The organism is Burkholderia sp. HI2761 (assembly GCF_002223355.1).
Lineage (GTDB): Bacteria > Pseudomonadota > Gammaproteobacteria > Burkholderiales > Burkholderiaceae > Burkholderia.
The window spans coordinates 431,490-452,461 of record NZ_NKFN01000001.1; the positions used below are offsets into that span (position 1 = coordinate 431,490).

Here is a 20,972-nt window from a genome sequence, read left to right on the forward strand (position 1 = left end):
GATGAGCACGCATTTCCGCTGGACCCAGATGCTGCCGCTCGCCGCGGTCGCCGCGCTCGCGGGCGTCACCTGGTGGCTGCTGCAAGCCACGCTGCCGCCGCCCGGCGAGGGCGCCGTGCAGCCGAAGCGCCATACGCCCGACTATTTCGCGGACAACTTCTCGGTCACCGAGCTCGACCAGTCCGGCACGACCCAGTACCGGCTGACGGCCGCGAAGCTGGTCCATTACGAAGACACCGAAAGCAGCGACCTGACCGATCCGGCCATGCGCGCGTTCCAGCCCGGCAAGCCCGTCGTGACGACCACCGCGAAGCGCGGCACCGTCAACGGCGACGTGTCGATCGTCGATTTGTACGACGATGCGCGGATCCTGCGCGCGGCCGGCGGCGGCGACCCGCAGATGCAGGCCGATTCCCAGCATTTCCGGATCTTCGTCAATGACGATGTGATCCAGACCGAAAAGCCGGTTAAACTTCAGCGCGGCCTGTCGCTCGTCAACGCGACCGACGGCATGAAGTACAACAACGTCACCCGGGTCATCGAGCTTTACGGCAACGTGCGCGGCACGATCGCCGCGGCGGACACGTCCGGCGGCTCGAAAGGTCAACCCAAGTGACGCATCCCTCACGTGACTGCATGAACGAACCGTTCCCTCGACAGATTTCCGGCGGCGCTGCGCGCGCCGTCCGCGCCGCGCTCGCCGCGACGCTCGTGGCGCTCCCGCTGGTCGGGCTGGCGCCGCTCGCCCATGCCGAGAAGGCCGACCAGAACAAGCCGATCAACGTCGAGGCAGACAACCTGACCTATGACGATCTGAAGCAGGTCACGGTCGCGACCGGCAACGTCGTGATCACGAAGGGCACGATCATCATCAAGGGCGATCGTGTCGAAGTGCGCCAGGACCCGGAAGGCTACCAGTACGCGACGTCGTTCGGCAGCGGCAAGAAGCACGCGACGTTCCGCCAGAAGCGCGAAGGCCTCGACGAATACATCGACGGCGACGCCGAGCGGATCGACTACGACGGCAAGCAGGACCTGACCACGCTGACCACCGCCGCGACCGTGCGCCGCCTGCAGGGCACGTCGACGATCGCCGATACCGTGCACGGCAGCGTGATCACGTACGACGGCCAGCGCGACTTCTACACCGCGAAGGGCGGCAAGGACGTCGCCGCGCCGGGCAACCCGAACGGCCGCGTGCGCGCGATGCTGTCGCCGAAGAACGGCGGCCCCGCGCCGCTGAACGGGGCGCCGGCCAAGCTGTCGCCGTCCACCACGATCCAGGGAGCGCCCGGCCAATGAACGCGCTCCCGAACCGCCAGCCGGCCGGCACCACGAGCTCGCTCGTCGTCCGCAACCTGAAGAAGCGCTACGGCTCGCGCACGGTCGTCAAGGACGTGTCGCTCGACGTGAAGAGCGGCGAAGTCGTCGGCCTGCTCGGCCCGAACGGCGCCGGCAAGACCACGTCGTTCTACATGATCGTCGGTCTGGTGCCGACGGACGCGGGCGAAATCTCGCTGAACGGCAGCTCGATCAGCCTGCTGCCGATCCACAAGCGCGCGTCGCTCGGCCTGTCGTACCTGCCGCAGGAAGCGTCCGTGTTCCGCAAGCTGACCGTCGAGGAGAACATCCGCGCGGTGCTCGAGCTGCAGTACGGCGAAGACGGCAAGCGGCTGTCGAAGGACGCGATCTCGTTGCGCACCGAAGCGCTGCTCGACGAACTGCAGATCGGTCACCTGCGCGAGAACCCCGCGCTGTCGCTGTCGGGCGGCGAACGGCGCCGCGTCGAAATCGCGCGCGCGCTCGCGACCAACCCGAGCTTCATCCTGCTCGACGAACCGTTCGCCGGCGTCGACCCGATCGCGGTGCTCGAGATCCAGAAGATCGTCAAGTTCCTGAAGCAACGCAACATCGGCGTGCTGATCACGGACCACAACGTCCGCGAAACGCTCGGTATCTGCGACCACGCGTACATCATCAGCGACGGTTCGGTGCTGGCCGCCGGCGCGCCGAGCGAAATCATCGAAAACGAAAGCGTGCGCCGCGTGTACCTCGGCGAACACTTCCGCATGTAACTCCCTCCTCGTGGCTGGCTGCACCCCGCCCGGCATCGCCGCGCGGGGCCGCGCCCCGCTTGCATCCACGCCCGCGGCCATGCCCGCGGCCAGGCGGCGCGCCGCGCGTAATCGCGGATGGCTCAATGCGCCTGGGTCGTGGCAAACTGCCGGTATGACTCCCTCCTTGCCATGAAAGCCAGCCTTCAACTCCGCCTGTCGCAACATCTGGCGCTGACGCCGCAGCTGCAGCAGTCGATCCGGCTCCTGCAGTTGTCGACGCTCGAGTTGCAGCAGGAAGTCGCGATGGCCGTCGCGCAGAACCCGCTGCTCGAGAGCGACGACGAATGGATCGCGAGCCCGTTGCGCGTCGCGTCGGACGGATCGCTGATCGCGCAGACGCCGCCCGCACAAAACACCGAGCCCGCCGCGACGAACGGCAGCGGCACGTCCAGCGATCGCGCGGAGCGCGACGAGCCGGCCGGCGCCGACGAATACGACGGTTACGGGTCGGGCGACGGCAACGACGGCCCGCAGTGGAACCTGGACGACTACGGCCGCTCGAGCGGCGCGTCCGACGACGACGACCTGCCGCCGCTGCAGGTGCAGGAAGCCGCGACGTCGCTGCGCGAGCACCTGTCCGCGCAGTTGCGCGTCACGCAGGCCGGCCCGCGCGATCGCGCGCTCGTGATGTTCCTGATCGAATCGCTCGACGACGACGGCTACCTGACCGCCACGCTCGACGAAGTACTCGCCGACCTGCCGCCCGAACTGGACATCGACTGCGACGAACTGAACGCGGCGCTCGCGTTGCTGCACAGCTTCGACCCGGCCGGCGTCGGCGCGCGCTCGGCTTCCGAATGCCTGAAGCTGCAGTTGCTGCGGCTCGATCCGTCCCCGACGCGCACGCTCGCGCTCGAGATCGTGTCGCAGCATCTCGAACTGCTCGCCGCGCGCGACTTCACACGGTTGCGCAAGCACCTGAAGGCGAGCGACGACGCGCTGCGCGACGCGCACGCGCTGATCCGCTCGCTCGAGCCGTTTCCCGGCGCCGCATACGGCAAGGCCGAGGCCGACTACGTCGTGCCCGACATCATCGTGAAGAAGGCCGGCCAGGGATGGCTCGCGGAGCTCAACCCGGAGGTCATGCCGCGCCTGCGGATCAACAACCTGTACGCGAACATCCTGCGCAACAGCCGCGGCGATCCGGCGGCCGGATCGCTGAAGCAGCAGCTTCAGGAAGCACGCTGGTTGATCAAGAATATCCAGCAGCGTTTCGAGACGATCCTGCGTGTCGCGCAGGCTATTGTCGAGCGTCAGAAGAATTTCTTTGCGCACGGTGAAATTGCCATGCGCCCCTTGGTTTTGCGGGAAATAGCTGATACGCTGGGCCTACACGAGTCGACTGTCAGCCGTGTGACAACCGGGAAGTACATGCTGACCCCGTTCGGGACGCTGGAATTTAAGTACTTCTTCGGATCTCACGTTTCGACCGACACCGGTGGCGCCGCTTCGTCGACCGCCATCCGAGCCCTCATCAAGCAACTGATAGGAGCTGAAGACCCAAAATCGCCACTTTCGGACAGCCGCATTGCCGAGCTGCTGGCAGAACAGGGTTTCGTGGTCGCGCGCCGCACGGTTGCCAAATATCGCGAAGCCCTCAAGATCCCGGCAGTGAATCTGCGCAAGTCTCTTTAAGCCTGCTGCCTGCCCGGCGGCAGGCGTGTTCCGGCCACCGCGCACACGGGGAACAGGCCGGGCGACCTGTCCGCGATACGCCGCCTCGTGCGGCACGGGCAAGTCGGCCGGAGCGCCGCCTCGATGCGGCCGGGTGGTCACTCGCTTGGAGAAGCACTATGAACCTGAAGATCAGTGGACATCATCTCGAAGTCACGCCTGCAATTCGCGAATACGTGATCACCAAGCTGGACCGGGTGCTACGGCATAGCGATCAGGTGATCGATGGCACTGTGATCCTCTCGGTCGACAACCACAAGGAAAAGGACAAGCAGCAGCGCGCGGAAATCAACCTGCACCTGAAGGGCAAGGACATCTTCGTCGAAAGCGCGAACGGCAACCTGTACGCCGCGATCGATCTGCTGATCGACAAGCTGGATCGCCAGGTCGTCAAGCACATGGAGCGCCTGCAAACGCACGCGCACGACCCGATCAAGCTGCAGCCGTCGATCGACCAGATCGAACTGCCGCCGCAATAACCGTCACTGCGACACGCACGCCGCCCGGTTCGCCGGGCGTTTTTTTTGCCACTCCGCGCGAAGGTGCGGCCGGTCCGTCCGTGCCGCGCCACGCACGCGGCTGTGCTCTATAATGTTCCGGTTATCGCCGGGGGGTGTTGGATTGCGGTAGCTGCGTTGCAGGTTGCCATGCCACATGCCGTGATATCGCCGAACATGGAAAATCAGTCCGCCGCCGCAAGGAGACCCCAGGCCGCCCAATCGCCTGCCAACATGAATCGCCTAGCCAAAATCCTGCCCATAGAGAACGTCGTCATCGACCTCTCGGTCACCAGCAAGAAACGCGTCTTCGAACAAGCCGGGCTGATGTTCGAGAATCAGAATGGCATCGGCCGCAGCACCGTCACGGACAACCTGTTCGCGCGCGAGCGCCTCGGTTCGACCGGGCTCGGCGAAGGTGTCGCGATTCCGCACGGCCGCATCAAGGGCCTCAAGCACCCGCTCGCCGCGTTCGTCCGCCTCTCCGAGGCGATCCCGTTCGAAGCGCCCGACGGCCAGCCGGTCGGCCTCCTGATCTTCCTGCTCGTCCCGGAGCAAGCCACCCAGCAGCACCTCGAGATCCTGTCGGAAATCGCGCAACTGCTGTCCGATCGCGACGCCCGCGAGCGTCTGCACAACGAAACGGATATCGCCGAGTTGCATCGCCTGCTCACTCAGTGGCAACCTTGAGTTGTTCCGGGCGGAATATTTCCCCGTACTAGGCGGCACACGCCGCCGTCCAGGGCCGCTCGGCGCCGGCCCGGCATGGCGACGTCCGTCGCCGCGCGCCCGCACCGGCCCATTGGAGTGACGAGAGTGATGGATACGTCCAGCATCAACGCCCAGAGCATCTTCGACGACAACGCAGCCACGCTGAAACTGAGCTGGCTGACGGGGCATGAAGGCTGGGAACGCGGCTTTTCGGCCGACACGGTCGGCAACGCAACGTCGAGCGCCGACCTCGTCGGCCACCTGAACCTGATCCACCCGAACCGGATCCAGGTGCTCGGCGAAGCCGAAATCGACTACTACCAGCGCCAGACCGACGAAGACCGCTCGCGCCACATGGCCGAGCTGATCGCGCTCGAGCCGCCGTTCCTCGTCGTCGCCGGCGGCGCCGCGGCACCGCCCGAACTGGTGCTGCGCTGCACGCGCTCGTCCACGCCGCTGTTCACGACGCCGATGTCGGCCGCCGCGGTGATCGACAGCCTGCGGCTCTACATGTCGCGCATCCTCGCGCCGCGCGCGACGCTGCACGGCGTGTTCCTCGACATCCTCGGGATGGGCGTGCTGCTGACCGGCGATTCGGGCCTCGGCAAGAGCGAACTCGGCCTCGAGCTGATCAGCCGCGGACACGGCCTCGTCGCCGACGACGCGGTCGATTTCGTCCGTCTTGGCCCCGATTTCGTCGAAGGGCGCTGCCCGCCGCTGCTGCAGAACCTGCTCGAAGTGCGCGGCCTCGGCCTGCTCGACATCAAGACGATCTTCGGTGAAACCGCGGTGCGCCGGAAAATGAAGCTGAAGCTGATCGTCCAGCTCGTGCGGCGTCCCGACGGCGAATTCCAGCGCCTGCCGCTCGAAAGCCAGACCGTCGACGTGCTCGGTTTGCCGATCAGCAAGGTCACGATCCAGGTGGCGGCCGGCCGCAACCTCGCGGTGCTCGTCGAGGCGGCCGTCCGGAACACGATCCTGCAGTTGCGCGGAATCGACACGTTGCGCGATTTCATGGATCGGCAACGACTCGCGATGCAAGATCCCGACAGTCAGTTCCCCGGCAAGCTGGTGTAACCCGCACGCGCCGGCCGCGCAACGCCGACGCGTCGAGCCGGTGCTATGATGAAACGTCAGGATTCTCTGTTCCCATGCGCATCGTCCTCATTACCGGCATCTCCGGCTCAGGCAAGTCCGTCGCGCTGAATGCGCTCGAAGACGCAGGCTATTACTGCGTCGACAACCTGCCGCCGCACGTGCTCCCCGAACTCGCCCGCTACCTCGCCCAGGACGGCCAGCGCCGGCTCGCGGTCGCGATCGACGCACGCTCGAGCGCCTCGCTCGACGAAATGCCCGGCCTGATCCGCGATCTGTCCCGCGAGCACGACGTGCGCGTGCTGTTCCTCAACGCGAGCACCCAGGCGCTGATCCAGCGCTTCTCCGAAACGCGCCGCCGCCACCCGTTGTCCGGCTCGCGGTCGCACGATGCGGACGTCGGCCTGCTGTCGTCGCTCGAGGAAGCGATCGAGCGCGAGCGCGAACTCGTCGCGCCGCTCGCCGAATTCGGCCACCAGATCGATACCAGCACGCTGCGCGCGAACGCGCTGCGCACCTGGGTCAAGCGCTTCATCGAGCAGAAGAACAACGACCTGATGGTGATGTTCGAATCGTTCGGCTTCAAGCGCGGCGTGCCGCTCGACGCCGACCTGATGTTCGACGTGCGCGCGCTGCCGAATCCGTACTACGACCATCAGTTGCGCCCGCTCACCGGGCTCGACCAGCCGGTCATCGCCTTTCTCGACGCACTGCCGATCGTCCATCAGATGATCGACGACATCCATGCGTTCCTGATGAAATGGCTGCCGCACTTCCGCGATGACAACCGCAGCTACCTGACCGTCGCCATCGGCTGTACGGGCGGGCAGCATCGCTCGGTATTCATCGCGGAAACGCTCGCCGCGCGCCTCGCCCGCGACGCGAACGTGATCGTGCGGCATCGTGACGCGCCAGTGGATGTCGACGCGTCGTCGCGGCTCGTCTCCGAGGTCGACCGACCCTAGCGACACCCGCCCCCACGCCCGCGCGCCATGTCCTCCCTATCGACCACCCTGATCGACCTGCCGCTGTTTCCGCTGCACACGGTGCTGTTTCCGGGAGGGTTGCTCCCGCTCAAGGTGTTCGAGGCGCGCTATCTCGACATGTCCCGCGCGTGCCTGCGCGACGACGTGCCGTTCGGCGTGTGCCTGCTCAAGAGCGGGCCCGAAGTCGCGCAGGACGGCGCGGTGTCGGTGCCCGAAACCATCGGCTGCATGGCGCGCATCACCGAATGCGATACCGGCGAATTCGGGATGCTGTATCTGCAGGCGGTCGGCACGCAGCGTTTCGAGCTGCTGTCGTATCGCGTCGAAAGCAACGGGCTGCTGGTCGGCATCGCCGAACCGCTGCCCGACGACATCCCGCTCGAAGGCGAACAGGCGCTCGCGCAGTTCGGCTCGTGCGCCGAGGTGCTCGAGCGCATCATCGACGCGCTGAAGAAGTCCGATCCGGAGAAAATGCCGTTCGTCGAACCGTTCCGCCTCGACGATCCGAGCTGGGTATCGAATCGCCTCTCGGAACTGCTGCCGCTCGACCTGCGCGCGCGGCAGAAGCTGATGGAGTTTCCGGACGTCGGCGCGCGCATCGACGCCGTGCACCACGTGCTCGACCGGCACGGCTGGCTGTAACGCCGCCGGTCGCGCGTGCCCGGCGGGCCGCCTGCGCGAGGGCAATGCCGCGGCGGTCAGGCGCCTTCCCGAACGCGGCCCGCGCCGCGCCCTTCCCCGTTCGTTACAGCAGCGGCCCGCTCAGCGCATCGAGCAGCTTGCGCACGGGCGCCGGCACGCCGTACGCGTCGAGCCGGCTCAGCGGCACCCATGCGGTATCCGCGTCCCGCGCCGGCGACGGCAGGCCGCCGCCGTCCGCCAGATCGCTCAGCCGCGGCTCGATCTCGAGCCGGAAATGCGTGAACGTATGCATGAACGGCGCGAGCGGCACCGTGCCGCCGCCGCCGAAGCCGCGCGCGAGATCCGCGAGCGCGGCTTCGCCGTCCGCTTGCGGCAGGCTCCACAGTCCGCCCCAGATGCCGGTCGGCGGCCGTCGCTCGAGCAGCACGGCGTCGCCGTCGCGCAGCACGAGCATCCAGGTCTTGCGCGTCGGCACGGCCTTCTTCGGCCGCGCGGCCGGCAATTCGCGCTGACGGCCGGTCGATTGCGCGACGCAGTCGCCCGCGAACGGGCAGCGCGCGCAGTCGGGTCTGCCGCGCACGCACAGCGTCGCGCCCAGATCCATCAGCCCCTGCGTGTACGCGCTCACGTCGGCCGGGTTCGCGGCGTCGGGCAGCAACGATTCGGCGAGCGCCCACATGTCGTTCTCGACACGCTTCTCGCCCGGAAAGCCCTCGACGCCGAACACCCGCGCGAGCACGCGCTTCACGTTGCCGTCGAGGATCGTCGCGCGCGCACCGTACGCAAACGACGCGATCGCGGCGGCCGTCGAACGACCGATGCCCGGCAGTTCGGCCAGCGCGTCGGGCGTCGCCGGAAACGCGCCGCCGTGCTCGGCGACGACGACCTGCGCGCAGCGGTGCAGGTTGCGCGCGCGCGAGTAGTAGCCGAGCCCCGCCCACAGCGCCATCACGTCGTCGCCGGGCGCAGCCGCGAGCGCGGCGACATCGGGGTAGCGGTCGAGAAAACGCGTGTAGTACGGAATGACGGTCGATACCTGCGTCTGCTGCAGCATGATTTCCGACAGCCAGATCCGGTACGGATCGCGGGTGTTCTGCCATGGCAGGTCATGGCGGCCATGCTCGCGCTGCCACGCGACGAGACGCGTGGCGAACGTGCGGTGCAGCGGCGTGACGGGGAACGGAGCGGGGGCGATGCGGGGCGGCTTCAAGTGATGGGATCGAGGAAAAGGGTTTCAACGCTGGCACGTCGGGCAGAAATAGGTCGACCGCTGGCCCTGCACGATCTGGCGGATCGATGTGCCGCATACGCGGCACGGCTGGCCGGCGCGATCGTAGACGAAGCAGTCGAGCTGGAAGTAGCCGCTTTCGCCGTTGCTGCCGACGAAATCGCGCAACGTGCTGCCGCCGCGCTCGATCGCATCGGCGAGCGTCGCGCGTACCGCATCGGCCAGCCGCTCGTAGCGCGGCAGCGAAACCTTGCCGGCGGCCGTCGTCGGCCGGATGCCGGCGCGAAACAGGCTCTCCGACGCGTAGATGTTGCCGACGCCGACGACCATGTCGCCCGCGAGCAGCGCCTGCTTGACCGACACCGTGCGGCCGCGCGTACGCGCATGCAGCAGCGCGCCGGTGAACGCCGGCGAGAACGGCTCGACGCCGAGGCTCGCGAGAAGCGGATGCGCATGCACGTCGCCTGCTTCGCGCGGATGCCACAGCACGGCGCCGAAGCGGCGCGGATCGCGGAACCGCAGCACGAATTCATCGAAGATCCAGTCGATGTGGTCGTGCTTCGCGGCGATCGGCACGCCGGCCGCGGGCAGCACGCGCAGCGTGCCGGTCATCCCGAGATGGACGATGAACCAGCCTGCATCGACCTCGAACAGCAGGTACTTGCCGCGGCGCTCGACGGCGAGCACCTCGCGCGCGCGCAACTGTTCGGCGAGCCCTGCCGGCACGGGCCAGCGCAGCATCGCGGTACGGACGTCGACACGCTCGACGCGGCGGCCCGCGACAAAGGGCTCGATGCCCCGGCGCGTGACTTCGACTTCTGGCAACTCTGGCATGTTTTGCGGGTCTGAGGCTACGGTCTGTTTACATCGCGAATACGCATGCGGCGCCACGAGAACGGCCGTTCTCGCGCCGACCCCGAATTAAACACGGGAATGCCCGAAATCGCCCGCCTGGCAGCACGCGAGGCGGGCGATTTCGGGCATTCGCATGGGGATTCCACAGGTAAACGGAACCTATCACGATCGTGCGTGTATTGTAGCGAGCGCGTTACAATCGGTTGAAACATCGAACGGATTTCCATGACCCTGCCCTCGAAGCTGCTTCAGAAGCGCCCCGCCGCCGTGCGCGGCGCGCGCGCCTTCCCGGTCCGCCGTGCACTCGGTGCCGCGCTGTTTGCCGCCTGGACCCTCACCGCCTTTCCGGCCCACGCGCAGGATCCGGCACCGGACGACGCGGAGCCGCAGGGTGCGTTCGAGCACGTGATGCCGGACGAGCAGAAGAATCTCCCCGGCGTGCCGCTGACGAGCCAGATCGTCTACCAGGTGCTCGCCGCCGAGGTCGCGCTCCAGCGCAACCAGCCGGCGCCGGCCTACCAGACCTACCTTGCGCTTGCCCGCGACACGCGCGATCCGCGCATGGCGCAGCGCGCGACCGAAATCGCGCTCGGCGCGCAGAGCCCGGCCGACGCGCTGTCCGCCGCGAACCTGTGGCGCCAGTACGCACCCGACTCGAACCGGGCGTCGCAGGTCGACGCCGCGCTGCTGGTGCTCGCCGGCAAGCCGGCCGACGCGCAGCCGATGCTCGCGCGCGAGCTGGCCCGCGCGACCGGCGACACGCGCGGCCCGGCGATCCTCGCGCTGCAGGCGCTCCTCGTGCGCGGCTCCGACCGCGTGGGCGGCCTCGCGGTGCTGAAGGACATGCTGAAGAACGACATGAATCGCCCCGAGGCGCAGCTCGCGATCGCGCGGCAGCAGCTCGCGGTCGACGACAAGGACGGCGCCGCGCAATCGCTGAAGCAGGCGTTGCAGATTCGCCCCGATTACCTGCCGGCGGCGCTGATGCTGTCGCAGATGGGGCCGGCGGAACGCGCCGCGGGCATCGCGTCGTTCGAGAAGTATGTTCAGCAGAATCCGAAGTCGCGCGACGCACGGCTCGCGCTGTCGCAGCTCTATCTCGCCGACGACCGCCTCGACGACGCGCAGAAGCAGTTCGAGACGATGCGCAAGCTCGACTCGAAGGATCCGACGCCGCTGATGGCGCTCGCGCTGATCAAGATCCAGCAGAAGAAACTCGACGAGGCGACCGGCTACCTGAAGCAGTACGTACAGCTCGGCGACAAGCAGCCGAACCTCGACGTCGGCCAGGGCTACATCTACCTCGCGCAGATCGCGATCGACCAGAACAACGACGCGCAGGCGTCGCAATGGCTCGACAAGGTCGACCAGACGAGCCAGCACTACCTGCCCGCGCAGATCACGCGCGCGCAACTGTTGCAGAAACAGGGCAAGACCGACGAGGCGCGCAAGGTGCTCGACAACCTGCCGATCACGGATCCGCGCGACGCGGCCGTGGTGGCGCGCACCGATGCGTCGATCCTGTTCACGGCGAAGCGCTATCCGGAAGCGGAGGCGCGGCTCGGGCAGGCCGTCCAGGACTTCCCGGACGATCCCGACCTGCGCTACGACTACGCGATGGCGGCCGAAAAGACGGGCCACTATGCGACGATGGAAAAGCAGTTGCGCGAGCTGATCCGCACGCAGCCCGACAATCCGCAGGCCTACAACGCGCTCGGCTATTCGCTCGCCGACCGCAACCAGCGCCTGCCCGAGGCCAGCAAGCTGATCGACAAGGCGATGGCGCTCGCGCCGAACGACGCGTACATCATGGACAGCCTCGGCTGGGTGAAGTACCGGATGGGCGACACGGCCGGCGCGACGAAGGTGCTGCAGCGCGCATACGAACTGCAGCCGAACGCCGAAATCGGCGCGCATCTCGGCGAAGTGCTGTGGAAGAGCGGCGCGCAGGACGACGCGCGCAACGCGTTGCGTGCCGCGCAGAAGCTCGAGCCCGACAACGAAACGCTCGTGCAGACGCTGAAGCGCCTGCAGATCAACGGCCTCTGATGCGGATGTTCCCGATGTTTTCCCTGTCCTCCCGCGCGCGGCGCACGCTGGCCGCGGCCGGCGCGGCGCTCGCGCTCGCCGGCTGCGCGAGTACGCCGCCGTCGGCCGGCACGCCGGCGGGCGCCGCACTGCAGACGGCGGCGATGCATGCGTACCATGGCCGCTTCGCGGTGCGGTACGACGATCGTCTCGGCAACCCGCAGAACGTGTACGGCAACTTCGACTGGCAGGAACACGGCGACGACGTGTCGCTCGAACTGCGCAGCCCGCTCGGCCAGACGCTTGCGGTCGTGAAATCGACGCCGCGCGCGGCGTCGCTCGAATTGCCGAACCGTCCGACCCAATATGCGCCGGACGTCGGCGACCTGATGCAGAAAGCGCTCGGCTTCGAGCTGCCGCTCGCGGGCCTGCGCTACTGGCTGCTGCCGACCGCCGCACCCGCGACGCCGGCGGAAACCGTGCGCGACCCGGCCGACGGCACGCGCCTCAAGCAGCTCCGTCAGGACGGCTGGACGATCGACTACCTTGCCTACGCGGATGCCCCGGCCACGGGCGTCAAACGCGTCAACCTCGTGCGCGCGACGCCGCCGCTCGACATCAAGCTCGTGCTCGATCAGTGAGCACGCGCGCCTAGCCCGATACCCGCATGACCGATTCGACCCGCTCGCTGCGCAACTGCCTGGCGCCCGCGAAACTCAACCTGTTCCTGCACATCACCGGCCGCCGTCCGAACGGCTATCACGATCTGCAGAGCGTATTCCAGCTGCTGAACTGGGGCGACACGCTGCACTTCACGTTACGCGACGACGGCCGCGTCGCCCGCGCCACCGAGGTACCCGGCGTGCCCGAGGAAAGCGATCTCGTCGTGCGCGCGGCCAACCTGCTGAAAACGCATACGGACACCGCGCACGGCGTCGACATCGAGATCGACAAGATCCTGCCGATGGGCGCCGGCCTCGGCGGCGGCAGCTCCGACGCGGCGACGACGCTGCTCGCGCTGAACCGCCTGTGGCAACTCGATTTGCCGCGCGCCGAACTCCAGTCGCTCGCGGTCAAACTCGGCGCCGACGTCCCGTTTTTTATTTTTGGAAAAAATGCATTCGCAGAGGGTATCGGAGAAGAATTAGCTGAGGTAGAATTGCCGACTCGCTGGTTCCTGGTTGTGACGCCACGCGTTCATGTCCCGACCGCTGAAATATTTTCAGATGAGTTGTTGACAAGAAATACGAAGCCCGTCACAATTGCTGACTTTCTTGCACGGCAAACCAGCGATGCGGGATGGCCAGACAGCTTCGGCCGGAACGATATGCAGGAAGTTGTAACAAAGAAGTACGCGGAAGTTGCGCAGGTGGTCAAATGGTTGTATGATGTGACCCCCGCGAGGATGACCGGCTCCGGAGCTAGCGTGTTTGCAGCGTTTCACAGCAAGCACGAGGCAGAAGCGGCGAAAGCCAAACTGCCCGCCAGTTGGAATGGCGCAGTTGCCGAAAGCCTGAACGAGCATCCGCTCTTCGCTTTCGCGTCATGAAGTTTTACTTTGCCGAACGGCCTACACGAGTTCGGTGAAGTTATCAGTTAAGTGTAGGGGAGTCGCCAAGTTGGTCAAGGCACCGGATTTTGATTCCGGCATGCGAGGGTTCGAGTCCTTCCTCCCCTGCCAAAAATTTTCCCGCATTTCCCGCCCAAGCCTGAAGCAGGTGCACGATGAGCAGCCACAGCCATGATGGCCTGATGGTCTTTACTGGCAACGCGAATCCCGCGCTCGCCCAGGAAGTCGTCAATATCCTTGGTATTCCCCTCGGCAAAGCGATGGTCAGCCGTTTCTCCGACGGCGAGATCCAGGTCGAGATCCAGGAAAACGTGCGCGGCAAGGACGTCTTCGTCCTGCAATCCACGTGCGCACCGACGAACGACAACCTGATGGAACTGATGATCATGGTCGATGCGCTCAAGCGCGCATCCGCCGGCCGGATCACTGCTGCCATCCCCTACTTCGGCTATGCACGTCAGGATCGCCGCCCGCGTTCGGCGCGCGTCGCGATCTCGGCGAAGGTCATCGCGAACATGCTGGAAATCGCCGGCGTCGAGCGGATCATCACGATGGATCTGCACGCCGACCAGATTCAAGGCTTCTTCGACATCCCGGTCGACAACATCTACGCGACGCCGATCCTGCTGGGCGACCTGCGCAAGCAGAACTACTCGGATCTGCTCGTCGTGTCGCCGGACGTCGGCGGCGTGGTGCGTGCCCGGGCACTCGCGAAGCAGCTCAACTGCGATCTCGCGATCATCGACAAGCGTCGTCCGAAGGCGAACATCGCCGAAGTGATGAACATCATCGGTGAAGTCGAAGGCCGCACCTGCGTGATCATGGACGACATGGTCGATACGGCCGGCACGCTCTGCAAGGCCGCGCAAGTGCTGAAGGACCGCGGTGCGAAGCAGGTGTTCGCCTACGCGACGCACCCGGTGCTGTCGGGCGGCGCCGGGGATCGCATCGCCGCATCGGAACTCGACGAGCTGGTCGTCACCGATACGATCCCGCTGTCGGCCGAATCGCTGGGATGCTCGAAGATCCGCTCGCTGACGAGCGCGAGCCTGCTGGCCGAGACGTTCTCGCGGATTCGCCGCGGCGATTCGGTGATGTCGCTGTTCGCGGAATCCTGATCGCGAATCGACGGAACAAAGTATGCGCGGAAAGCGAAGCGGCAACGCTTCGCTTTTTGCACAATCGGACGGGATAGACGAAACCCCGGCCGTTTCATCTGGGGCCGCTTGATGGCCCCGTTTCACTGCCTGGTCGCGGGCAGCCATTGGAGAATCACATGAAAGTCGTCGCTTTCGAGCGCCAACAGCAAGGTACGGGTGCGAGCCGCCGCCTGCGCAATTCGGGTAAGACCACGGGTATCGTCTACGGTGGCGAAGCAGCCCCGCAAAAGATCGAACTCGATCACAACGCCCTGTGGCACGCCCTGAAGAAGGAAGCCTTCCACTCGTCGATCCTCGACCTCGAAGTGGCCGGCCAGTCGCAGCAGGTTCTGCTGCGCGACGTGCAATACCACCCGTTCAAGCAACTGGTGCTGCACGTGGACTTCCAGCGCGTCGACGCGAAGAAGAAGCTGCACACGAAGGTGCCGCTGCACTTCCTGAACGCTGAAGTCAGCCCTGCCGTGAAGCTGTCGAGCGCGATCGTTTCGCACGTCGCGACGGAAATCGAAATCGAGTGCCTGCCGGCCGCGCTGCCGGAGTTCCTCGAAGTCGACCTGTCGAAGATCGAAGCCGGTCAGTCGCTGCACGCGAAGGACATCGCGCTGCCGAAGGGCGTCGCGCTGGTCGCGCACATCGACGCGGAAAACCCGGTTGTCGCCTCGGCGACGGTCCCGGCGGGTGCCGTGTCGGACGCAGCAGAAGGCGAAACGCCGGCTGCCTGAGCGGCTGCCTGCACGCTCCATCGATCCGTTTCACGAAACGGTCGACGCAACCCGCCGCGGCTTGCCCGGCGGGTTTTTCTTTTTCTGCGCCCAGGCGGCAGCCGCCGCCTTCGAAACGTCATGATCAAACTGATCGTCGGCCTCGGCAATCCCGGGGCGGAATACACCGCGACGCGCCACAACGCCGGTTTCTGGCTGATCGACCAGCTCGCCCGCGAAGCCGGCACGACGCTGCGCGACGAACGCCGTTTCCACGGCTTCTATGCGAAAGCACGCCTGCACGGCGAGGAAGTCCACCTGCTCGAGCCGCAAACCTATATGAACCGCTCCGGCCAGTCGGTCGTCGCGCTCGCGCAATTCTTCAAGATCCTGCCCGACCAGATCCTCGTCGCGCACGACGAGCTCGACCTGCCGCCCGGCACCGTGAAGCTGAAGCTCGGCGGCGGCAGCGGCGGCCACAACGGCCTGAAGGACATCTCCGCGCACCTGTCGTCGCAGCAGTACTGGCGGCTGCGGATCGGCATCGGCCATCCGCGCGACCTGATTCCGGAAAGCGCGCGCGCTGGCGCGAAGCCCGACGTCGCGAACTTCGTGCTGAAGCCGCCGCGCCGCGAGGAACAGGACGTGATCGACGCATCGATCGAACGCGCGCTCGCCGTGATGCCGATGATCGTCAAGGGCGAACTCGATCGCGCGACGATGCAGCTGCATCGCAACTGAGTCCGACGCACCGGCCTGGTGCATCGGCCGTTCGGCGCAACCGAGCGGCCTCGCCCGCCCCACCGCGACGCACACATGCGGTAATCTCGACGTTTTGCCCGACAGGAGCCAAGCGGTGAGCCGTTACTGGAGCGACGTCGTTCAGCAACTCGTGCCTTACGTGCCGGGCGAACAGCCTGCACTCGCGCACCCCGTCAAGCTGAACACCAACGAGAATCCCTATCCGCCGTCGCCGCGCGTCGTCGCGGCGATCGCACGCGAACTCGGCGACACCGGCGACACGCTGCGCCGCTATCCGGACCCGGTCGCGCGCGCACTGCGCGAGACGGTCGCGGCCCATCACCGCATCAAGCCCGAGCAGGTGTTCGTCGGCAACGGCTCCGACGAGGTGCTCGCGCACGCGTTCCAGGCGCTGCTCAAGCACGACCGGCCGCTACGCTTTCCCGACATCACGTACAGCTTCTATCCGACCTACGCGCGCCTGTACGGCGTCGAGACCACGGTCGTGCCGCTCGCGGACGATTTCTCGATCCGCGTCGACGACTATCTCGACGACGCCGGCGGCGTACTGTTTCCGAACCCGAATGCGCCGACCGGGCGCGCGTTGCCGCTCGCGGACGTCGAGCGGATCGCGGCCGCGAATCCGTCGTCGGTCGTCGTGATCGACGAAGCGTACGTCGATTTCGGCGCGCAGTCGGCCATCACGCTGATCGACCGTCATCCGAACCTGCTCGTCGTGCATACGACGTCGAAGGCGCGCTCGCTCGCGGGCATGCGCGTCGGCTTCGCGTTCGGCGATACGGCACTGATCGATGCGCTGAACCGCGTGAAGGACAGCTTCAACTCGTATCCGCTCGACCGGCTCGCGCAGGTGGCCGCGCAGGCCGCATACGAGGACACCGATCATTTCAACGCCACCTGCCGGCGCGTGATCGACAGCCGGGCCCGGCTCACGCATGCGCTCGACGCACTCGGCTTCGAGATCGTGCCGTCGGCCGCGAATTTCGTGTTCGCGCGCCACCCCGCGCACGATGCGGGCACGATCGCGGCGAAGCTGAAGGAACGGGAAATTTTCGTGCGGCACTTCCGGCTGCCGCGGATCGACCAGCACCTGCGCATCACCGTCGGCACCGATGCCGAATGCGACGCGCTTGTCGCGGCGTTGCGCGAGCTGCTGGCCTGACACGAAAGAATCGGCGCCGGGCGGCGCCGATCTGAAGCAGGACGCGCGTTCGCCAGTCAGCGTGCGTGCGTCAACTCAGGATCACGACGCGTCGTCGCCCTTCGCGGCGATCAACGCGTGATACTTCTCCATCAATTGCGCGTGCGATTCGTCATGCTGCGGATCGCGCGGAATGCATTCGACCGGACACACCTGCTGGCACTGCGGTTCGTCGAAATGGCCGACGCATTCGGTGCACTTGTTCGGGTCGATCACGTAGATGTCCGGGCCCATCGAAATCGCGCCGTTCGGGCACTCGGGCTCGCACACGTCGCAATTGATGCACTCGTCGGTAATCATCAAAGACATACTGATCTCACTTCTTCAGGCCGGCGGCCGGCTTCGCAACGAAACCGGCCGGCGCCGCATCACGCGGCAGGGCCTCCGATCGCGGCGACTTTCTCGGTCAGCCACTTCTCGACGGACGGAAACACGAATTTGCTGACATCGCCGCCCAACTGCGCGATTTCGCGCACGATCGTTCCCGAGATGAACTGGTACTGGTCGGACGGCGTCATGAACATCGTCTCGACGTCGGGCAGCAGATAGCGGTTCATCCCCGCCATCTGGAACTCGTATTCGAAATCGGACACGGCGCGCAACCCGCGCACGATCACGCGCGCATTGTTGACGCGCACGAAATCCTTCAGGAGGCCGGTGAAACTCATCACCTTCACGTTCGGGTAATGGCCGAGCACTTCGTTCGCAATCGTCAGACGTTCTTCGAGCGAGAAAAACGGCTTTTTCGCGCGACTGTCGGCAACACCCACCACCAGCGTATCAAAAATGCTCGACGCACGCCGCACGAGGTCTTCGTGCCCGCGCGTCAGCGGATCGAACGTACCGGGATACACGGCGACTACCATGTCGCTCCTCCTGTCATCACGCAAACGGGATGGCAGCCGCGCGATGCGCACGCCGCTGCCGAGATGGGCATGCGTCGCCTTTGCGGCGCGCCGCCTCGTATGGAACGCGCATTATTCATCATTTTCGCGCCGCAGCAAATGATAGTGAACCGCACCGGCCTTGCCGTGCTTCACCACCTGCCAGCCCGCGAGCGCGTCGTGCGCGGCCGGATCGAGTTCCGCCCCCGTTTCGACGTACAGCGCGCCGCCTGCCGCGACGAGCGGCGCCGACAGCGAGATCGCGCGCTCGAGCGCGGCCAGGTCGTCGAACGGCGGATCGAGGAACACGACGTCGAACGCGCCCGGCGTGAGCCCGGCCGCGAGCCGCAGCGCATCGGCTTCGGCGATCTCGACCGAACGGGCGCCGAGCTTGTCCTTGATCGCACGCAACTGCTGCGCGGCGCGCGGATGGCGCTCGACCATCACGACGCTCGCCGCGCCGCGCGACGCGGCCTCGAAGCCGAGCGCGCCGGTGCCCGCGAACAGATCGAGGCAGCGCCATCCTTCGAGATCCTGGCCGAGCCAGTTGAACAGCGTCTCGCGTACGCGATCGGGGGTCGGGCGCAGGCCGTCGAGATCGAGCACTGCAAGCGGCGTGCGTTTCCAGTCGCCGCCGATGATGCGGATCGTGTGCGGCTTGCCGCGGCCAGAGGGGGCCGCCGGGCGGCCGGAAGAAGAACGGGACATACGGGATATCGACAACGGAGGGACCGGGCGCGCGCAAGGGGGCGCCGCCAAACAGGCGCACGTTACCACAGCGGCGACGCGCACTGACGCGTGCGCCACGCCGCACTGATAAAATGCACGGTTTCGGCCGCCGTGCGCCGCGCCCGCGCGAACGCAGAACGGCCCGCCCGGCGCCCGCCCTCGGCGGCGGCCCACCCCTCTTCCCGACGTCAGACCATGTTCAGTTTCTTCAAACGATTCAAGAAAACGCAGGAGCCCGATCCGGCGGAATCGCAATCGGCCGACGCGCAGCAAGCGGACGAAGCGTCCGACGCCGACGCGCCCGCGCTCGAGACGCCGCCCGCGGCCGACGTGCCGCAGGCGCCCGCGCAACCGGCCGCGCCGGCCGTCGTGATGACGGTCACGCCGACCAACGACGGCCGCGACGAAGTCGTCGAGACGGTCGAGATCGTCCCGCCGCCGCTGCAGGACGCCTCCGCGAAGAAGTCGTGGCTCGCGCGCCTGAAAACGGGGCTCGCGAAGACGGGCTCGAACATCACCGGCGTATTCGTCAACACGAAGATCGACGAGGACCTGTACGAGGAGCTCGAAACCGCGCTGCTGATGTCCGACGCGGGCGTCGACGCGACCGAATACCTGCTCGACGCGCTGCGCGAGAAGGTGCGCGCGGGCCGGCTGACCGATCCGCAGCAGGTGAAGGATGCGTTGCACGACCTGCTCGTCGAGCTGCTGACGCCGCTCGAGAAATCGCTGATGCTCGGCCGCGCGCAGCCGCTCGTGATGATGATCGCCGGCGTGAACGGCGCGGGCAAGACGACCAGCATCGGCAAGCTCGCGAAGCATCTGCAGAGCTTCGACCAGTCGGTGCTGCTGGCCGCCGGCGACACGTTCCGCGCGGCCGCGCGCGAACAGCTGGCGATCTGGGGCGAGCGCAACAACGTGACGGTCGTGCAGCAGGAAAGCGGCGATCCGGCCGCGGTGATCTTCGACGCGGTCAGCGCCGCGCGCGCGCGCAAGATCGACGTGATGATGGCCGACACGGCCGGCCGCCTGCCGACGCAGCTCCATCTGATGGAAGAGCTGAAGAAGGTGAAGCGCGTGATCGCGAAGGCGCACGACGGCGCGCCGCACGAAGTGCTGCTGGTGATCGACGCGAACACCGGCCAGAACGCGCTCACGCAGGTGAAGGCATTCGACGACGCGCTCGGCCTCACCGGCCTGATCGTCACGAAGCTCGACGGCACCGCGAAGGGCGGGATTCTCGCCGCGATCGCGCGGCAACGCCCGGTGCCCGTCTACTTCATCGGCGTCGGCGAGAAGGTCGAGGACCTGCAGCCGTTCAGCGCGGTGGAATTCGCGGACGCGCTGCTCGGCTGAACGCCGCCGGCTGACGTCGCACGGGGCGCCTTCGAGCGCCCTTTTTCATGCGCGCCCGATCATGATCGCTGCCCGCCGCGCCGCGCGCCGCGCTCATTCCGCGTCGGGTTGCACGCCCGGCTCGGCGGCCTTGAACGCATCGATCGTCGCTGCATGGTCGACGATGCGCTGGATCGTCGGGAAACGCGTCGTGTCGATCGAGAAGCGGTTCGCGTTGAACACCTGCGGCACGAGGCACACGTCGGCGAGCGTCGGCGTGTCGCCGAAGCACAGCTTGCCGGTGCGCGGATCGTTCGCGAGACGCGTCTCGAGCGATTCGAAGCCCGCCTCGATCCAGTGCCGGTACCACGCGTTCTTCGCCTCCTCGGGCACCTGCAGCGTGTGCTTCAGGTACTTCAGCACGCGCAGATTGTTGAGCGGGTGGATCTCGCATGCGATCTGCAGCGCAATCGCGCGCACGTACGCCCGGTCGACCGGCTGCTTCGGCAGCAGCGCGGGCTCGGGATGGGTTTCGTCGAGATATTCGATGATCGCGAGCGACTGCTGCAGCGTCGCGTCGCCGTCGATCAGCGTCGGCACGACCGCATCCGGATTCAGCGCGCGGTATGCGTCCTTCAGTTGCTCGCCGCCGTCGCGCAGCATGTGCACGGGTGCGTAGTCGAACGGCAACTGCTTCAGGTTCAGGGCAATCCGCACGCGGTACGACGCGGAACTGCGGAAATAGCTGTAGAGCTTCATGGGATGTCTCTCGTAGTCGTATTCGGCCGGCGGGGCGG

The 20,972-nt window shown here is 66.6% G+C and carries 23 protein-coding genes and 1 tRNA gene; 18 read left to right on the forward strand and 6 right to left on the reverse strand.

Translation table 11 applies throughout. The annotated features are described in order from the left end of the window. Position 1: 1 nt before the first annotated feature. From lptC to CFB46_RS02065, 9 genes are all read left to right on the forward strand, one after another. Positions 2-616, forward strand: a complete 615-nt coding sequence (gene lptC / locus CFB46_RS02025) for an LPS export ABC transporter periplasmic protein LptC (RefSeq protein ID WP_027785456.1) — start codon at positions 2-4, stop codon at positions 614-616. 20 nt (positions 617-636) lie between these two features. Further along, positions 637-1,302 carry a lipopolysaccharide transport periplasmic protein LptA gene (lptA, locus tag CFB46_RS02030; protein ID WP_012329239.1) on the forward strand — a complete coding sequence of 222 codons (666 nt, stop codon included), beginning with the start codon at positions 637-639 and terminating at the stop codon, positions 1,300-1,302. Further along, a complete protein-coding gene (lptB, locus tag CFB46_RS02035) occupies positions 1,299-2,075 on the forward strand; it encodes an LPS export ABC transporter ATP-binding protein (RefSeq protein WP_027785457.1) in 777 nt (258 codons plus the stop codon). The genes lptA and lptB overlap by 4 nt, the downstream gene beginning before the upstream one ends. A gap of 171 nt (positions 2,076-2,246) precedes the next feature. Next, positions 2,247-3,752, forward strand: coding sequence for an RNA polymerase factor sigma-54 (locus CFB46_RS02040; protein ID WP_027785458.1), 1,506 nt, complete (start codon positions 2,247-2,249; stop codon positions 3,750-3,752). A gap of 158 nt (positions 3,753-3,910) precedes the next feature. Beyond that, the gene (gene hpf / locus CFB46_RS02045) at positions 3,911-4,270 is read left to right on the forward strand and encodes a ribosome hibernation-promoting factor, HPF/YfiA family (protein WP_006477786.1); all 360 of its coding nucleotides are present in this window, start codon (positions 3,911-3,913) and stop codon (positions 4,268-4,270) included. A gap of 195 nt (positions 4,271-4,465) precedes the next feature. Next, a complete protein-coding gene (locus CFB46_RS02050) occupies positions 4,466-4,978 on the forward strand; it encodes a PTS sugar transporter subunit IIA (protein WP_027785459.1) in 513 nt (170 codons plus the stop codon). 129 nt (positions 4,979-5,107) lie between these two features. After that, positions 5,108-6,076: an HPr(Ser) kinase/phosphatase gene (gene hprK / locus CFB46_RS02055; RefSeq protein WP_006483133.1), complete on the forward strand. Its 969-nt coding sequence runs from the start codon at positions 5,108-5,110 to the stop codon at positions 6,074-6,076. A gap of 74 nt (positions 6,077-6,150) precedes the next feature. Next, positions 6,151-7,059: an RNase adapter RapZ gene (rapZ, locus tag CFB46_RS02060; protein WP_027785460.1), complete on the forward strand. Its 909-nt coding sequence runs from the start codon at positions 6,151-6,153 to the stop codon at positions 7,057-7,059. Between the two features lie 27 nt (positions 7,060-7,086). Then, on the forward strand, positions 7,087-7,722 hold the full coding sequence (locus CFB46_RS02065) for an LON peptidase substrate-binding domain-containing protein (RefSeq protein ID WP_027785461.1): 636 nt from the start codon (positions 7,087-7,089) through the stop codon (positions 7,720-7,722). A 103-nt stretch (positions 7,723-7,825) separates the two neighbouring features. On the opposite strand, the gene mutY is transcribed toward CFB46_RS02065, so the two are convergent. Beyond that, complete coding sequence (mutY, locus tag CFB46_RS02070; RefSeq protein ID WP_027785462.1) at positions 7,826-8,932, reverse strand: A/G-specific adenine glycosylase; 1,107 nt, start codon at positions 8,930-8,932, stop codon at positions 7,826-7,828. A 24-nt stretch (positions 8,933-8,956) separates the two neighbouring features. Continuing rightward, positions 8,957-9,784 (reverse strand): bifunctional DNA-formamidopyrimidine glycosylase/DNA-(apurinic or apyrimidinic site) lyase, encoded by an 828-nt coding sequence (gene mutM / locus CFB46_RS02075; RefSeq protein WP_089499162.1) that lies wholly within the window; start codon positions 9,782-9,784, stop codon positions 8,957-8,959. Positions 9,785-10,030: 246 nt separating this feature from the next. Between mutM and CFB46_RS02080 the strand changes: the two genes are divergently transcribed. The 8 genes from CFB46_RS02080 to hisC all read left to right on the forward strand — a co-directional run bounded on the left by CFB46_RS02080 (position 10,031) and on the right by hisC (position 17,188). Next, positions 10,031-11,854 (forward strand): tetratricopeptide repeat protein, encoded by a 1,824-nt coding sequence (locus CFB46_RS02080; protein ID WP_027785464.1) that lies wholly within the window; start codon positions 10,031-10,033, stop codon positions 11,852-11,854. After that, on the forward strand, positions 11,854-12,474 hold the full coding sequence (gene lolB / locus CFB46_RS02085; protein WP_027785465.1) for a lipoprotein insertase outer membrane protein LolB: 621 nt from the start codon (positions 11,854-11,856) through the stop codon (positions 12,472-12,474). The genes CFB46_RS02080 and lolB overlap by 1 nt, the downstream gene beginning before the upstream one ends. Before the next feature lie 26 nt (positions 12,475-12,500). Beyond that, complete coding sequence (gene ispE / locus CFB46_RS02090; RefSeq protein ID WP_027785466.1) at positions 12,501-13,382, forward strand: 4-(cytidine 5'-diphospho)-2-C-methyl-D-erythritol kinase; 882 nt, start codon at positions 12,501-12,503, stop codon at positions 13,380-13,382. A gap of 55 nt (positions 13,383-13,437) precedes the next feature. Beyond that, positions 13,438-13,514, forward strand: a tRNA-Gln gene (locus CFB46_RS02095). A gap of 44 nt (positions 13,515-13,558) precedes the next feature. Continuing rightward, entirely contained in the window at positions 13,559-14,521 is a 963-nt protein-coding gene (locus CFB46_RS02100; protein WP_027785467.1) for a ribose-phosphate pyrophosphokinase, read from the forward strand. A gap of 158 nt (positions 14,522-14,679) precedes the next feature. Next, positions 14,680-15,285 (forward strand): 50S ribosomal protein L25/general stress protein Ctc, encoded by a 606-nt coding sequence (locus tag CFB46_RS02105; protein WP_027785468.1) that lies wholly within the window; start codon positions 14,680-14,682, stop codon positions 15,283-15,285. 120 nt (positions 15,286-15,405) lie between these two features. After that, positions 15,406-16,005, forward strand: coding sequence for an aminoacyl-tRNA hydrolase (pth, locus tag CFB46_RS02110; RefSeq protein ID WP_027785469.1), 600 nt, complete (start codon positions 15,406-15,408; stop codon positions 16,003-16,005). Positions 16,006-16,120: 115 nt separating this feature from the next. After that, positions 16,121-17,188: a histidinol-phosphate transaminase gene (gene hisC / locus CFB46_RS02115; RefSeq protein ID WP_027785470.1), complete on the forward strand. Its 1,068-nt coding sequence runs from the start codon at positions 16,121-16,123 to the stop codon at positions 17,186-17,188. Between the two features lie 81 nt (positions 17,189-17,269). On the opposite strand, the gene CFB46_RS02120 is transcribed toward hisC, so the two are convergent. The 3 genes from CFB46_RS02120 to rsmD form a co-directional block, all read right to left on the reverse strand. Continuing rightward, positions 17,270-17,536, reverse strand: a complete 267-nt coding sequence (locus CFB46_RS02120; protein ID WP_027785471.1) for a YfhL family 4Fe-4S dicluster ferredoxin — start codon at positions 17,534-17,536, stop codon at positions 17,270-17,272. Between the two features lie 59 nt (positions 17,537-17,595). Continuing rightward, positions 17,596-18,093, reverse strand: a complete 498-nt coding sequence (gene coaD / locus CFB46_RS02125) for a pantetheine-phosphate adenylyltransferase (protein ID WP_027785472.1) — start codon at positions 18,091-18,093, stop codon at positions 17,596-17,598. A gap of 111 nt (positions 18,094-18,204) precedes the next feature. Further along, complete coding sequence (rsmD, locus tag CFB46_RS02130; protein ID WP_027785473.1) at positions 18,205-18,819, reverse strand: 16S rRNA (guanine(966)-N(2))-methyltransferase RsmD; 615 nt, start codon at positions 18,817-18,819, stop codon at positions 18,205-18,207. Positions 18,820-19,035: 216 nt separating this feature from the next. Here rsmD and ftsY point away from each other — a divergent pair, with 216 nt between their 5' ends. Beyond that, a complete protein-coding gene (ftsY, locus tag CFB46_RS02135) occupies positions 19,036-20,196 on the forward strand; it encodes a signal recognition particle-docking protein FtsY (protein ID WP_027785474.1) in 1,161 nt (386 codons plus the stop codon). 93 nt (positions 20,197-20,289) lie between these two features. On the opposite strand, the gene maiA is transcribed toward ftsY, so the two are convergent. Beyond that, a complete protein-coding gene (maiA, locus tag CFB46_RS02140) occupies positions 20,290-20,934 on the reverse strand; it encodes a maleylacetoacetate isomerase (RefSeq protein WP_027785475.1) in 645 nt (214 codons plus the stop codon). Positions 20,935-20,972: the final 38 nt, after the last annotated feature.